At 60.7% G+C, this 12,453-nt stretch carries 17 protein-coding genes; 14 read left to right on the top strand and 3 right to left on the bottom strand.

What is annotated here, in order from left to right; translation table 11 throughout:
• The first annotated feature begins 224 nt into the window (after window positions 1-224).
• The 5 genes from C4S71_RS09605 (at window position 225) to C4S71_RS09585 (ending at window position 3,486) form a co-directional block, all read left to right on the top strand.
• Window positions 225-869, top strand: a complete 645-nt coding sequence (locus C4S71_RS09605) for a cell division protein ZipA C-terminal FtsZ-binding domain-containing protein (RefSeq protein WP_103969005.1) — start codon at window positions 225-227, stop codon at window positions 867-869.
• A 14-nt stretch (window positions 870-883) separates the two neighbouring features.
• Entirely contained in the window at window positions 884-1,375 is a 492-nt protein-coding gene (locus tag C4S71_RS09600) for an AAC(3)-I family aminoglycoside N-acetyltransferase (RefSeq protein WP_103969004.1), read from the top strand.
• A gap of 25 nt (window positions 1,376-1,400) precedes the next feature.
• The gene (locus C4S71_RS09595; RefSeq protein ID WP_103969003.1) at window positions 1,401-1,967 is read left to right on the top strand and encodes a GNAT family N-acetyltransferase; all 567 of its coding nucleotides are present in this window, start codon (window positions 1,401-1,403) and stop codon (window positions 1,965-1,967) included.
• Between the two features lie 26 nt (window positions 1,968-1,993).
• Window positions 1,994-2,404, top strand: coding sequence for a VOC family protein (locus tag C4S71_RS09590; protein ID WP_103969002.1), 411 nt, complete (start codon window positions 1,994-1,996; stop codon window positions 2,402-2,404).
• An 86-nt stretch (window positions 2,405-2,490) separates the two neighbouring features.
• On the top strand, window positions 2,491-3,486 hold the full coding sequence (locus tag C4S71_RS09585) for a nucleoside recognition domain-containing protein (protein ID WP_234246516.1): 996 nt from the start codon (window positions 2,491-2,493) through the stop codon (window positions 3,484-3,486).
• Window positions 3,487-3,533: 47 nt separating this feature from the next.
• Here C4S71_RS09585 and C4S71_RS09580 read toward each other — a convergent pair whose 3' ends face one another.
• Complete coding sequence (locus C4S71_RS09580) at window positions 3,534-4,019, bottom strand: phosphate-starvation-inducible PsiE family protein (RefSeq protein WP_234246518.1); 486 nt, start codon at window positions 4,017-4,019, stop codon at window positions 3,534-3,536.
• A gap of 214 nt (window positions 4,020-4,233) precedes the next feature.
• On the opposite strand from C4S71_RS09580, the gene C4S71_RS09575 reads away from it, so the two are divergent.
• From C4S71_RS09575 to C4S71_RS09540, 8 genes are all read left to right on the top strand, one after another.
• Window positions 4,234-4,611, top strand: coding sequence for a CidA/LrgA family protein (locus C4S71_RS09575; RefSeq protein ID WP_103969001.1), 378 nt, complete (start codon window positions 4,234-4,236; stop codon window positions 4,609-4,611).
• The gene (locus C4S71_RS09570; RefSeq protein WP_103969000.1) at window positions 4,608-5,318 is read left to right on the top strand and encodes an LrgB family protein; all 711 of its coding nucleotides are present in this window, start codon (window positions 4,608-4,610) and stop codon (window positions 5,316-5,318) included. Before C4S71_RS09575 ends, C4S71_RS09570 begins: the two co-directional genes overlap by 4 nt.
• Before the next feature lie 40 nt (window positions 5,319-5,358).
• Complete coding sequence (locus C4S71_RS09565) at window positions 5,359-5,934, top strand: sugar O-acetyltransferase (protein ID WP_103968999.1); 576 nt, start codon at window positions 5,359-5,361, stop codon at window positions 5,932-5,934.
• Between the two features lie 14 nt (window positions 5,935-5,948).
• Window positions 5,949-6,359: a fosfomycin resistance glutathione transferase gene (locus C4S71_RS09560; protein ID WP_103968998.1), complete on the top strand. Its 411-nt coding sequence runs from the start codon at window positions 5,949-5,951 to the stop codon at window positions 6,357-6,359.
• An 18-nt stretch (window positions 6,360-6,377) separates the two neighbouring features.
• Window positions 6,378-6,785: a GFA family protein gene (locus C4S71_RS09555; protein ID WP_103968997.1), complete on the top strand. Its 408-nt coding sequence runs from the start codon at window positions 6,378-6,380 to the stop codon at window positions 6,783-6,785.
• An 85-nt stretch (window positions 6,786-6,870) separates the two neighbouring features.
• Window positions 6,871-7,458 carry a YdeI/OmpD-associated family protein gene (locus tag C4S71_RS09550; protein ID WP_103968996.1) on the top strand — a complete coding sequence of 196 codons (588 nt, stop codon included), beginning with the start codon at window positions 6,871-6,873 and terminating at the stop codon, window positions 7,456-7,458.
• Between the two features lie 60 nt (window positions 7,459-7,518).
• Window positions 7,519-8,352, top strand: a complete 834-nt coding sequence (locus C4S71_RS09545) for an isocitrate lyase/PEP mutase family protein (protein WP_103968995.1) — start codon at window positions 7,519-7,521, stop codon at window positions 8,350-8,352.
• 19 nt (window positions 8,353-8,371) lie between these two features.
• A complete protein-coding gene (locus C4S71_RS09540; RefSeq protein ID WP_103968994.1) occupies window positions 8,372-8,839 on the top strand; it encodes a hypothetical protein in 468 nt (155 codons plus the stop codon).
• Between the two features lie 9 nt (window positions 8,840-8,848).
• On the opposite strand, the gene fabG is transcribed toward C4S71_RS09540, so the two are convergent.
• Window positions 8,849-9,601 (bottom strand): 3-oxoacyl-ACP reductase FabG, encoded by a 753-nt coding sequence (gene fabG / locus C4S71_RS09535; RefSeq protein WP_103968993.1) that lies wholly within the window; start codon window positions 9,599-9,601, stop codon window positions 8,849-8,851.
• Between the two features lie 288 nt (window positions 9,602-9,889).
• Here fabG and C4S71_RS09530 point away from each other — a divergent pair, with 288 nt between their 5' ends.
• Entirely contained in the window at window positions 9,890-10,399 is a 510-nt protein-coding gene (locus C4S71_RS09530; protein ID WP_103968992.1) for a DUF6622 family protein, read from the top strand.
• Here C4S71_RS09530 and C4S71_RS09525 read toward each other — a convergent pair.
• Window positions 10,381-12,195, bottom strand: coding sequence for a PHA/PHB synthase family protein (locus C4S71_RS09525; RefSeq protein WP_235014292.1), 1,815 nt, complete (start codon window positions 12,193-12,195; stop codon window positions 10,381-10,383). The two genes, C4S71_RS09530 and C4S71_RS09525, sit on opposite strands and share 19 nt — an antisense overlap.
• Window positions 12,196-12,453: the final 258 nt, after the last annotated feature.

Here is a 12,453-nt window from a genome sequence, read left to right as displayed (position 1 = left end):
CGCTTCGCGCTGCCATCGAAATGCTTCAACGCAGCGTAATGCGTTTCATATGGTAAAGTCGTGAGCTCGCTTTGGCCGGCCGCCAGCGTTGAGAAGTCGGCATGCGCGACGTGGCAAAAAGGCGTAGCATTACGCAAAATAACAATGGCTACACGTTTGCCCATCAGGGTGCGAGCAGGTGGCAGGGGTAACATCGTGGGCCAGTGAAGGTCGAGGTATGCAGGATGGATCCGGTCGTAAGTGTTTTGATCGTGGCAGGTGTCGCGCTGTTGCTGGCGCTATTGTGTCTGGTAGCGTTCATCAAGAGCCGACGTCAACGTGAAGATGCCGAACTCGCTCCGCGGGTTCAGGCCCGAGTCGTCGATACTCAGCCAGCGCCGTCTCAACCCGTGCCGCCTGCTCAGCCCACCGAGCCGGAGCCGGCCCCCGAGCCGATGCGCCGTTTTCAGGTCGTGTCGAGCAAGGACATCAAGCAGTGCCTGTTCGTGATTCTCGACTGGCCGGGCCTGGACACCAATCGGCGTCTTGCCCGCCTGCTCAAAGAGTACAACGCGCACTATGACGCCAAGCTTGGCGTCTACACCATCCGCGACCAGCTCGCCGGTTACAAGCTGACCATCGCCAACTCGTCGCCGCCGGGCACGCTGCCGCCCATTCACGATGGCGATGACCAGCCCACCGTGGCCGGGGTCTCCATCCTGATTCACTTCATCAGCAAGCGCAGCGTGGCGCGCAATCCCGAAACGCTGATTCAGATCACTCAGGCCATTGCCGACATTGGCGGCCATATTCTCGATGCCGAGCGCAATGCCGTCAGCGCAGAGGAGTTCGAAGCGCTGAGGCAGCAGGCCCAGAGGATGGCTCGCTAGAGAGCGTTCAGCCCATGCCCCCCGATCCCTTCACCCTGACCCAACTAAATCCCGATGACACGGCGTTGATGCACGAGCTGCTCACGGTTTTCGGCGAGGCCTTCAATGAGGTGGAAACCTATGGCGCCGCGCGCCCGGGGCAGGCCTACATGGAGCGGCTACTGGGCAGCGACACATTCATTGCTCTGGTGGCGCGCATGGGCGATGAAATAGTGGGTGGTCTGGCCGCCTATGTGCTGCACAAGTTCGAGCAGGAGCGCAGCGAGATCTATATTTATGATCTAGCCGTAAGAGAAGCGCATCGTCGGCAGGGCATCGCTACCGCCTTGATCGAGCAGCTGCAGGGCATCGCCGCTCAGCACGGTGCCTACGTGGTCTACGTTCAGGCGGATCATGGCGATACCCCGGCCATTGAGCTCTACACTAAGCTGGGCAAGCGTGAAGACGTGCTGCACTTCGATATTGCCGTACCCGTGACAACAGGGCCGTCTAGCCGACACCGATAAACGAGCCGCTGCCAGGGAGGGTGTCATGTTCGAATTGGAAACGCCGCGTTTACGGCTGCGGCCGCTAGCCACAGCCGACGTGCCCGCGCTTGCCGATATGCTGGCCGACCCGGAGGTGATGCGTCATTCGCTGCACGGCGTTTGCGACGAATCGGCGACCCGCCTGTTCCTGGATTGGTGCTTCGATTGCTACATCCAGTACCGCACCGGCCCTCTGGCCATGCTGAGTAGTGAAAACGACGAGTTCGTCGGCTTCTGCGGTGTCTCGCCCGAGCAGGTGAAGGGCTCTACCGAGTGGAACCTGGGCTATCGGCTCGCCAGGCCCTTCTGGGGGTTGGGTCTTGCTACCGAAGCAGCGGCTGCCGCTCTCGACCACGCCTTCGAAGAGCGGCGTTTCGATTCGATCATCGTGCTGGTGGAGCCGGATCATGCGGCGTCGCTGCGGGTGGCCGAAAAGATAGGGTTTGGCCGTTTCGAGATGCTGAGCCTCAACCAGCAGCCGGTGCGCCTCTACCGCATGCGTCGTAGTCAGTGGCAACAGAAGTGCCTGGCTGCTCGAGCCGAGGCCGAAATGTCGGCTGTAAGCAAATAGCGATCTTGGACCGTACAGGAGGCAACATGAAGCCAAGGATCAGCATGATCACGCTTGGCGTAAGCGATCTTGCGGCGTCGATTCGGTTCTACGAAGAGGGATTGGGCTTACCGCGCATGGAGTCGCCGCCGGAGGTGGCCTTCTTCACCCTCAACGGTACCTGGCTGGGGCTCTACGGCCGCGAGGCATTGGCTGAGGATGCCGGTGTATCTCCCGAGGGCAGCGGCTTTTCCGGCATCGCTCTGGCCCACAATCTGGCATCGGAAGAGGAGGTGGACGAGCTGCTGGAGCAGGCGGTCGCTGCCGGCGCCAGGCTGATCAAGCCGGGCCAGAAGGTGTTCTGGGGCGGTTATTCGGGGTATTTCGCCGACCCGGATGGGTATCTGTGGGAAGTTGCCCACAACCCCTTCGCCTGGGTCGGGCCCAAGGACGAGTAGCTTGCGGTAGACCTGAGTCGCTGATGGCAGTGTTTTCCAGAGCTTGCCTGTAAACTAGGCGGCTGCTCCTTGATGGATCCCACTCCATGATACAACGACGCCTCGCCCCTCTTTTCGGTACGGTGGGTAACCTCCTGCGCGAAGCCGCCAAGGTGTACTGGACCCTGCTCAAGGTGATGGTGCCGGCGCTGCTGATCGTGAAAGCGCTCGAGATGCTGGGCATGACCGAACTGCTCAGCCAGTGGCTGTCTCCGCTGATGTCGCCTCTGGGGCTGCCGGAGCCGCTCAGCGTGGTGTGGGCCGCCACGCTGCTGACCAACATCTACACCGGCCTGGTGATCTTCTTCGAAGTCACGCGGGATACGCCGCTGACCGTGGCGCAAGTCACGGTGCTGGGTGTGCTGATGGCCGTAGGGCACTCGTTGCCGATTGAGGGTGCGGTGGCGCGCATGGCCGGCGTGCCCTGGTGGCTGACCGTGCTGCTGCGTGCAGGCGGTGCCTGGCTATTGGGCTGGCTGTTGCATCTGAGCTATTCGTGGGGCGGCTGGCTGCAGCATGCCAACCAAGTAGTGTGGGAACCCGCGGTCCAGGATGCGACGCTGACGGCCTGGCTGCAGGGGCAGGCGGTGACGTTGGCGACCATCTTCGTGGTGATCTTCGCGCTGATGAGCCTGCTCAAACTGCTGCGCTGGCTGGGCGTGGAGCGGCTGATCCACAAGCTGCTCTACCCGCTGCTGCGGCTGCTGGGCATCGGCCCGGCAGCAGCCAACATCACCGTCATTGGCATTACCCTGGGACTCACCTTCGGTGCCGGCCTGCTGCTGCGTGAGGCGCGCTCGGGCCGACTGACCCCACGGGATATCGTCCTCACGCTCTGTTTCCTCGGCCTGTGCCACAGCCTGATCGAAGACACGCTGCTGATCATGCTAATGGGAGCGGACCTCTCCGGCCTGCTATGGGCGCGACTTGCTTTCGCTCTGTTGATTATCGCCGTTCTGGCAAGGCTGCCTTGGTTGAAGCGGGCCAGCATGCCCGCCTGGTTGTATATCGAGAGAGCTTCGAGCCGCCCCACGCCGGGGTAGGCCCTGGCAGAACTACTGGGCCTACCCGGCGCTTGGCTAAACGAGAATCAAGGCCGACGCGTGACCAGCCAGTGCGTAATGCCCAAGGCGAGCACAACGGCGGCAATGGCCATGATTTCCATTGCGGTAATGTAATCGGTGTCCATGATGATGACCTTACGGGCGATGGCCATCAATGCCGTAGCTATCACCAGTTGGATGGGCAGCATGTTGGTGCCCAGGTAAAGCCGAATGTTGATGAAGATCTCGATGGCGATCAGCACCACCATGAAGGCGCTGAAGATGGCAAAGATATCGCTCACCTCGAACAGCATGAACGGTGGAGTCATGAGTCGGGTATAGAGCATGTAGACCACATCGATCACACCCCAGATGATCACGATGACCATCAGAACCGATAGAACCTTGACGGCATAGCGAATAATCCGATGCAAGTGACCGATGAGCGGATCTTCATGTTCCTGGGGGAGTTCGTCATGGTACAGGCGGTGTTTCATGGGCCGCTTTGGGGCTTCTTTCTGCGTCGATTCCATGGGTTTCGTCCTTAACTCCACCAGGCCACGTTGCCTGCCGGTTTGACTCTGGCTTTAGACGAAAGGTTTACTGGGGGCGTTCACGCTCCTGCGGACGCTTTAGCTGCCACCTGATTTAGTATAAGCATGCTAATCTTTGTCGCGGGCTCCGAGCCGGCAGTCACTTCGCCGTGGAATCGCTCGGGGCGCTCTCTTTTCAGGGTGTGGAGATGGCATGAAGCTGTTGCGCGGTTTCCTCTGGCTACTTGGCTTTCAACTGCTGGGTCATGCCTTCGTCGACCTGCTTTCGCTGCCGGTTTCCCATGCCATGGCGGGGCTTTTGCTGCTACTGGCGTGGCTGCTGGTCAAGCGACGCCTGAACGAGAGCGTGGCCACCGCGAGCCAGGCGCTGATTCCCCTGCTCGCCATGCTGATCATGCCCGGGGTGGTGGGGGTATTCTTCGTCATCGACGAGTTCGCCGGCCACTGGACGGCGGTAATGATCGCGCTGGGAGTGGGCACCTTCCTCAGCGTGCTCACCACGCTATGGCTGATGCTGCGGTTCATGCCCAAGGAAGCCGACAGCGGCGACGAACAGGAGCGCCTGTCTTGAACGCGCTATACGACTCGCTGCTCGACACACCCACGCTCGCCGTGGCGCTGACCCTGGCCGCCTATCTCAGCGGCGTTACCCTGTTCGAGCGCATGGGCCGACCGAGCTGGTGCCCGGCGGTACTGATCGGCGCCGTATTCACGGCAGCCGGCCTGTGGCTACTGCGCTACGACTTCGCCGACTATCAGCGCAACGTCGCCTGGCTCACCCTGCTGCTGGGCCCGGCCACCGTGGCTTTGGCAGTACCGCTCTATCAGCAGCGGCAGCACATCTTCGCTCTGTGGAAGCCGATTCTCTGCAGTCTACCGCTCGCCGCCGTGCTGGCGGCCTTCTATGCCGTGCTCATCGCCTGGCTGCTGGGCGCCCCACCCGCGGTGCTGGCCTCGCTGGCGCCCAAATCGGTCACCGCACCGCTGGCCATGGGCATTCAAGAGCAGATTGGCGGCTCGCTCTCGCTGATGCTGGGCGGTCTGCTTATCACCGGAGTGCTCACCACCATTTTCGTCTCTCTGCTGGCGCGTCTGCTCAACATCACCGACCAGCGCATACTCGGCTTCGCGCTGGGTGCGAACGGCCACGCCATCGGCATCGTGCGCGCCTTCGAACTCGGCCCCAAGGCTGGCGCTTTCGCCTCTCTCGGCATGAGCCTGGTCGGCGTATTCAGCGCATTGTTCCTGCCGCTGGCGTGGAAGCTCTTTGGCGGCTGATTGTCGATAGCTGTCATTCCGCCAATAACAAGGAGACCGCATGATCGAAAAAGAGAAAATGCTGGCCGGTGAGCTCTACGACCCCCGCGACCCGCAGCTGCTTCGTGAGCGCCATCGTGCCCGCCTGTTGACCAAGGCCTTCAACGACACCAGCGACGCACAGGGAAAGGAGCGCAAGCGGCTGCTGAGTGAGCTGTTCGGTGCCATGGGCAAGGGCACCTTCATCGAGCCACCTTTCCACTGCGACTACGGCGGCAACATAACGCTGGGCGAAAAGGTCTTCTTCAATTTCAACTGCGTGATCCTCGACGTGGCGGAAGTCACCATCGGCAAATACACCATGTTCGGCCCGGGCGTACAGGTCTATACCGCCACCCACCCGCTCGATGCCAAAGAGCGCCGCAGCGGCCTGGAAGCCGCCAAGCCGATCACCATCGGCGACGACGTATGGATCGGCGGTGGGGCGATTCTGTGCCCCGGCGTCACCATCGGCTCCCGCACTGTCATCGGTGCCGGCAGCGTGGTGACCAAGGACATCCCCGAGGACGTGTTCGCCGCCGGCAACCCTTGCCGGGTGGTACGCCCGCTCAAGGAAGAAACCCCTGACCGAGGCTGACTGAGGAGAGGGGCATGATCACCGGCATCAACCACCTGACGCTTGCAGTTCGCGATCTCGAACGCTCCTTCGACTTCTACACCCGGGTGGTGGGGCTCCAGCCGGTGGTGAAATGGGCTCGGGGCGCCTATCTTCATGCTGGTGATGACTGGATCTGCCTGTCGCTCGACGCTGAGACGCGCACCGGCCCGCTGCCTGAATATACTCACATCGCCTTCAGCGTCGGCGCAGAGGCCTTCGCTCGCTGTACCAATGTCATTCGCGAGCAGGGCGTAGCGATCTGGAAGGAGAATCGCAGCGAAGGCGACTCCCTCTATTTTCTCGATCCGGACGGCCACAAGCTGGAGGTTCACACCGGCGATCTGCAAAGCCGACTGGCGGCACTGCGAGAAACTCCCTATGAAGGGTTGGAGTGGTATAGCTAGAGGGCTCAGGAGGGAGCCATGTCGCTTAATCTGAAAGCAGTCGATGGAATACCCATCGAGAAGAAGCACAGGGCCACATGCCATTGTGGCTCGGTGGTGCTCGAGCTCGATCTGCCGGAAGGGCTCATCGATTTACGTCGCTGTGATTGTTCTATGTGTAGGCGTCGTGGAGCGATAGTCGCTTCTGTACCTCTGAAGGGGATTACGGTTATCCGCGGACAAGATAAGCTCAGGCTTTATCAGTTCAATACCAAAACGGCCAAACACTATTTTTGCGAAATCTGCGGAATCTATACTCACCATCAGCGGCGATCTAACCCTAACCAGTACGGCTTCAACGTGGCTTGCCTGGAGGGAATCAACCCACTGAAGATACCGAACATCCCGACAAGAGATGGTGTCAACCACCAGGCTGATGAGCAATGATGAGAAGAAGCCTTTATATATGGGGCCTGATGGGTTAGTGAGTACTGACTGGGTGGCCTCATCGCCAATAACGAGAACAAAGAAGATGAACGATACCAACCGGAAAGTGGAAGCCTTGCTGAGCCAGCCGCAATGGCATGACGAACGCAAGAGACTGCGAGCGATAGCACTCCCATGCCAACTGTCCGAAAGCGTGAAGTGGGGCAAGCTTTGCTACTCGGCGCAGAGCGGCAACGTAGCCATAATCTTCAGTATGAAAGACTACTGCGCGCTCGGCTTTTTCAAGGGTAGCCTGTTGAAGGACCCCGAAAGAATCCTCGTTGCCCCCGGCGAGCATTCCCAGGCAATGCGCCAGGCCCGCTTCACACAACTGAGCGAGATCGAATCGCAGGCCGCCGTACTTGAAGCCTATCTCCTCGAGGCCATCGCGCTGGAGAAGGCCGGCGCCAAGGTGGACTTCAGCGAGAAACATGAGCTGGCGTATCCGGCAGAACTTCAGACCGCGCTGGATGGAAACACTGCCCTGAAAACCGCCTTCGAAGCGCTCACCCCTGGCCGCCAGAGAGGCTACATTCTGCACTTTTCCGGCGCCAAGCAATCCAGCACGCGTGCGTCACGAATCGAGAAGTGCATGCCTGACATTCTAGCCGGAAAGGGGCTGAACGGTCGCTGAAACCGGGCGTGATGGGTTAGTGAGTACTGACTGGGGTTGGTTGCTCCATTAGGAGGTGTCATGGTCGATCTCGAACAGCGACGCGCAGAATTTGCCAGACTTCATGAGTCCGGTTGCTTCGTGATTCCCAATCCCTGGGATATCGGTACGGCGCGCTTTCTCCAGCACTGCGGTTTTCGCGCGCTGGCAACCACCAGCGCAGGATTTCAATTCAGCCAGGGCCAGGCCGACAGCGTGCTGGGGCTCTCTTGCGAAGCGGCGCTCGCGCATATTGCCGAGATGGTGAACGCCACCGACTTGCCGGTGAATGCGGACTTCCAGTCCGGCTATGCACAAGAGCCCGAAGGCGTGGCGGCCAATGTCGCCCGCTGTGTCGGTACCGGGGTAGCCGGACTCTCCATCGAAGACGCCACCGGTGAGCCCGGGCAGCTATACGACCTGGCGCTCGCCGTGGAGCGCATTCGGGCTGCCCGCGCCGCGATAGACGCGACGGGAGCCCAGGTGCTGCTCACCGCACGGGCGGAAAGCTATCTGGTGGGCCAGCCGGAGCCGCTCAAGGACGTGCTGCAACGCCTGATGGCATACGCGGAGGCGGGTGCAGACGTGCTCTTCGCACCCGGGCCGCGAACGCGGGAGGAACTGAGCGCCATCGTCAGCGCCGTCGCGCCCAAGCCGGTCAATGCCATCGTGATGGGCAATATGGGACTGACGGTGCAGCACCTGGCCGAACTCGGCGTGCGGCGTATCAGCGTCGGCTCGGCGCTCGCACGCACCGCCTGGGGTGCCTTCATGCGGGCCGCCAGAATGATGGCAGAGGAAGGGAGTTTCGAAGGCCTGGGCAATGCGGCAAGCTTCGATGAGCTGAACGCCATTTTTGAAGCCCCGAAGCAGTAAGGTTGTAACGGGAGACAGAGTGCATCAGGAAGCCATCAAATGGATCGCAGGTTTGCTGAGGAACAGAAACATACCCTTTCTGATCTGTGGCGGGCTGGCAGCAAAGGGGTACGGTTCCGAGCGCGACCTGAACGACGTCGACTTGTTCGTTCCCGGTGAGCGCTTCTCAGAAGTGGTGGAGGCAGGCCAGGAATTCATAACCAAGCCTGCTGCTCACTATCGTGAGGAAGGCTGGGACCTGACCTACGTACAGTTCAAATATGAAGACATCAAGATCGAAGTAGGGTGTGCCGCTGGAGCGAGCATCTTCGATAAGGAAAGCCAGACATGGATTCCGCTTGATATCGATTTCTCGCGCTATGAAACCAGGTACCTCCTCGGCGTGGAGCTTCCGCTGATGCTCAAAGAGGATCTGGTTCGCTATAAGCTGGCATTGTCACGACCGGTGGACCTAGAAGACGTCCGGGCGATGCGTGGGAGAGGGTAGGCGGCGTGCTTATATTGCCTCGAATGATTCCGGCAGCACCTGCCCGCCATCCACTACCAGTGTCTGGCCGGTGATATAACGTGCTTCGGGAGAGGCGAGGAAGCAGGCGGCATGGCCGATGTCCTCAGGTTCGCCCAGGATCTTGGCTGGCACCGATTCGGCCATCTGGCGCAGGTACTCCTCTCCTTGGGCTTTTAGCCCCTCGGTTAGTACGTTACCGGGCATCACCGCGTTGATGGTGATGCCGTCGCGGGCGCACTCCAGGGCCGCCGACCGCATGAAGCCGAGTTGACCAGCCTTGCTGGCGCCATAGTGCGCCCAACCGGGAAAGCCGGTGATCGGACCAGTAATAGATGAAGTAATGACGACGCGACCATACCGCTGAGCTCGCATGGCCGGCAGTGCGGCCTGCACCATGAAGAAGGTACCTCGTAGGTTGATCGACATCACCTGCTCCCAGTCGGCCTCGCTCATGCTGTCCAGCGTGGCCTGGGGGAAGATGCCGGTATTGGAACAGAGGATGTCGAGTTGTTGGTGGCGGTCCAGCACCGCCTTGACCGCCGCCTGGCAACTGGCCAGGTCGCCGACATCGAGATGCTCGAACTCCGCGCCCAGCGCCTCGGCCGTGGCCTTGCCCGCTTGCTCGTCGATATCGGCAATGATCACCCTAGCGCCGGCCTTCACCAGCACCGTGGCGATCCCTTTGCCGATGCCCTTGGCGGCACCCGTTACCAGTGCTACCTGATTCTCGAGAGTGAACATTCGCCTTTCCTCATCCAGGGTGAGTTTGCAGTCAGTGTAGTCAGAGTGATTCATGAATTCTTGATTTAGCTCAAGCAAAGCCTTGGCCATGCTACCCTTCAAGGAAGCAGGGCAGTGGATCATGATCGGGGTCAGTGGGCGCCCGGACGCGTTAGCTGAATAGGCGCGAGGAGAGCAACAAAGCCGGTTTGATGCCCAGAGCGACTCTCTCTGGGTTAGTAAGCACTGACTGGAGGGGCTGGCTGCGCCTCGCTATGCTGGGGCGAAACACAACGCCAGGGAATACCGATGCTGATCGAGATAATAACAAACACGCCGCTATGGGTATGGCCGCTGCTGCTGTTTCTGCTCTATCGGGGCTATCAGCAGAGTCAGGATCGAACCATCGGTCTTTCCAAGCTGGGTATCATTCCGGCGATTTTCCTCTTCCTCGGGCTCTATGGCTTGATCAATGCATTCGGCGCCGAGCCAGTAAGTTTCACCCTCTGGTCGCTCGGTATCGGCCTTGCCGTACTGCTCCATCTCAAGCTCGAGCTGCCCCGAGGCGTGTGCTTCTCACCGCAGGACCAAACCTTCCACGTGCCGGGCAGCTGGCTTCCGCTTGCACTCATGCTGACGATCTTCTGTGCCAAGTTTGCCGTTGGCGTGATTATCGGCATGCAGCTTCCCATCGCTGATACGGCCGCCTTCGCCGCCACTGTCAGCCTCGTTTACGGTCTGCTTGGCGGCATGTTCCTGGGTAGAGCGGTGGTGATATGGCGCGCCTCGCAACCCACCTCTCATGGCGCCAACACATAGCTTCCCGGCGCGTCGGTCAGGGGAGGGTGCTGTTGGCTACCCATGCCTGGCGGCGGTACCTGCCCGGAGGAATGGGCCGCTAGCCACTGATGCCAGGCCGGCCACCAGGAGCCGTCCTGCTCGGGCGTGATGTGCTGCCAGGTTTCCGGATCCAGGTACGTCTGCTCATGCTGTGGCTCAGACATCCGAAAGCGGCGGCCCGGATGCCCCGGCTCACTGACGATACCCGCGTTGTGCCCACCGCTGGTCAGCACGAAGGTGACCTCGTCGGTATCCGCCAGCAGATGGATCTTGTAGACGGACTTCCAGGGAGCCACGTGATCGGTGGTGGTACTGACGACGAACAGTGGCGCCCGAATGTCCTGAATCACGACCGGTCGGCCATCCACCCGATAGTGCCCATTGGCCAGATCGTTGTTCAGAAACAGCTGGCGAAGATATTCGGAATGCATGCGGTAGGGCATGCGAGTCAGGTCTGCATTCCAGGCCATCAGAGCATTCATGGGCTGGCGTCCGCCCAGGAGGTAGTCATGCACGATGCGCGACCAGATCAGATCGTTGGAGCGCAGGATCTGGAAAGCGCCGGCCATCTGGTAGCCGTCGAGATAGCCCTGATCCCACATCATGTTCTCCAGGTACGAGACCTGGCTTTCGCCGATGAACAGCATCAGTTCGCCGGCTTCGGTGAAGTCCACCTGAGTGGCCAGGGTGGTCAGGGAAGCCAGCCTCTCGTCGCCATCCCGCGCCATGGCGGCCGCCGCGATGGAGAGCAGCGTACCACCCAGACAGTAACCCACCCCATGGACCTTGTGGTTGCCAGTGATGGCACAGATTGCATCCAGCGCCGCCATCGGTCCCAGGCGACGATAATCCTCCATGCCGAGGTCGTGATCCTCCGAGCTCGGGTTGCGCCAGGAGATCATGAAGACGGTATGGCCTTGGTCCACCAAGTATTTGACCAATGACTGGGAGGGAGAAAGGTCGAGAATGTAGAACTTCATGATCCAGGCGGGCACGATCAGCACCGGTTCCGCGTAAACCTGCTTCGTCGTTGGTGAGTACTGGATCAGCTCGATCAGGTGATTCCGGTACACCACCTTTCCGGGAGTGATCGCCAGGTTCTTGCCTACGCGGAACGCCTCGGCACCGACCGGTGGCTTGCCGGACACGGCCCGCTCCCAGTCCTCGATGAAGTGCTGCCAACCCACCGCCAGATTCTGCCCACCGGTCGCCATAGTGGTAGCAACCACTTCAGGGTTCAGCCACGGAGAGTTGGATGGCGAGTACCGGTCGAGTATCTGGCGGGTGATGAAGTTCACCACCCGCTCGCTCTCCGGCGACAGGCCGTCGATCTCGCTGGTGGCGTTGTGCCACCACTGCTGGGTCAGCAGAAAGGATTGGTAGATCAGGTTGTAGGGCCAGCGCTGCCACTCCTCGCCACTGAAGCGGCGGTCCTGTTCCAGGGGCTCGATGCAGGCACCCGGGCAGGGCTCGAGCGCCTGGCGACCGAGGTACTGCCCGAATCGCGTCAGCTTGCGAGTGAACTTCTCGCCCAGCTCCAGTTGCTTGCCCGGGGAGAGCATCAGGTGGACCAGCCACTCGAAATAGACGCTGGCCAGGCCGGCCGGGGTAATGCCGGCGGTCAGCCTGGCCAGGTTGGCCTTGAAGGCCCGATCCAGGGCATGGGTGGAGTAGAACCCTGGGTTGGGGCGCTCCGCGGTAGCGGGTAGTCGTTCACAGGGGGCGGCCTGGGGAGTGACATCAGGGTCGGACGGGTTGGGTGAATCGGGCGACATGACATGGCCTCCATGATCGAGGCGGGTTGGCCGCGGGCAATCGCCGTCGCGGTGGTCCGTTAAGCTCAAGCACCAGTATTGCAGGCTTCGTCACTTCGGCCATTGATATTCATCAAACTTGCCTGGGATCAAGACCCTCTGCCTACCCCCGTTCTATTCTGGCTGCGTGGGCTATGATCAGGTGAATCTCATTGAGCGCTTGGGCGGTAACATGAGATGGACAAGAAGCAGCGGCGCAACGGGGCTTTCTTCCTGACT

The organism is Billgrantia desiderata (genome assembly GCF_900108215.1).
GTDB lineage: Bacteria > Pseudomonadota > Gammaproteobacteria > Pseudomonadales > Halomonadaceae > Halomonas > Halomonas desiderata.
Note: the sequence above shows the minus strand (reverse complement) of the source record. Positions and strands in the feature narration are given on the sequence as shown.

Coding starts and splice junctions, on each gene's coding strand:
- C4S71_RS09560 (WP_103968998.1), top strand. CDS start 5,949: ATGATCACCGGCATCAACCACCTGACGCTTGCAGTTCGCGATCTCGAA.
- C4S71_RS09565 (WP_103968999.1), top strand. CDS start 5,359: ATGATCGAAAAAGAGAAAATGCTGGCCGGTGAGCTCTACGACCCCCGC.
- C4S71_RS09555 (WP_103968997.1), top strand. CDS start 6,378: ATGTCGCTTAATCTGAAAGCAGTCGATGGAATACCCATCGAGAAGAAG.
- C4S71_RS09530 (WP_103968992.1), top strand. CDS start 9,890: ATGCTGATCGAGATAATAACAAACACGCCGCTATGGGTATGGCCGCTG.
- C4S71_RS09580 (WP_234246518.1), bottom strand. CDS start 4,019: ATGGAATCGACGCAGAAAGAAGCCCCAAAGCGGCCCATGAAACACCGC.
- fabG (WP_103968993.1), bottom strand. CDS start 9,601: ATGTTCACTCTCGAGAATCAGGTAGCACTGGTAACGGGTGCCGCCAAG.
- C4S71_RS09595 (WP_103969003.1), top strand. CDS start 1,401: ATGTTCGAATTGGAAACGCCGCGTTTACGGCTGCGGCCGCTAGCCACA.
- C4S71_RS09605 (WP_103969005.1), top strand. CDS start 225: ATGGATCCGGTCGTAAGTGTTTTGATCGTGGCAGGTGTCGCGCTGTTG.
- C4S71_RS09550 (WP_103968996.1), top strand. CDS start 6,871: ATGAACGATACCAACCGGAAAGTGGAAGCCTTGCTGAGCCAGCCGCAA.
- C4S71_RS09600 (WP_103969004.1), top strand. CDS start 884: ATGCCCCCCGATCCCTTCACCCTGACCCAACTAAATCCCGATGACACG.
- C4S71_RS09590 (WP_103969002.1), top strand. CDS start 1,994: ATGAAGCCAAGGATCAGCATGATCACGCTTGGCGTAAGCGATCTTGCG.
- C4S71_RS09575 (WP_103969001.1), top strand. CDS start 4,234: ATGAAGCTGTTGCGCGGTTTCCTCTGGCTACTTGGCTTTCAACTGCTG.
- C4S71_RS09585 (WP_234246516.1), top strand. CDS start 2,491: ATGATACAACGACGCCTCGCCCCTCTTTTCGGTACGGTGGGTAACCTC.
- C4S71_RS09525 (WP_235014292.1), bottom strand. CDS start 12,195: ATGTCGCCCGATTCACCCAACCCGTCCGACCCTGATGTCACTCCCCAG.
- C4S71_RS09545 (WP_103968995.1), top strand. CDS start 7,519: ATGGTCGATCTCGAACAGCGACGCGCAGAATTTGCCAGACTTCATGAG.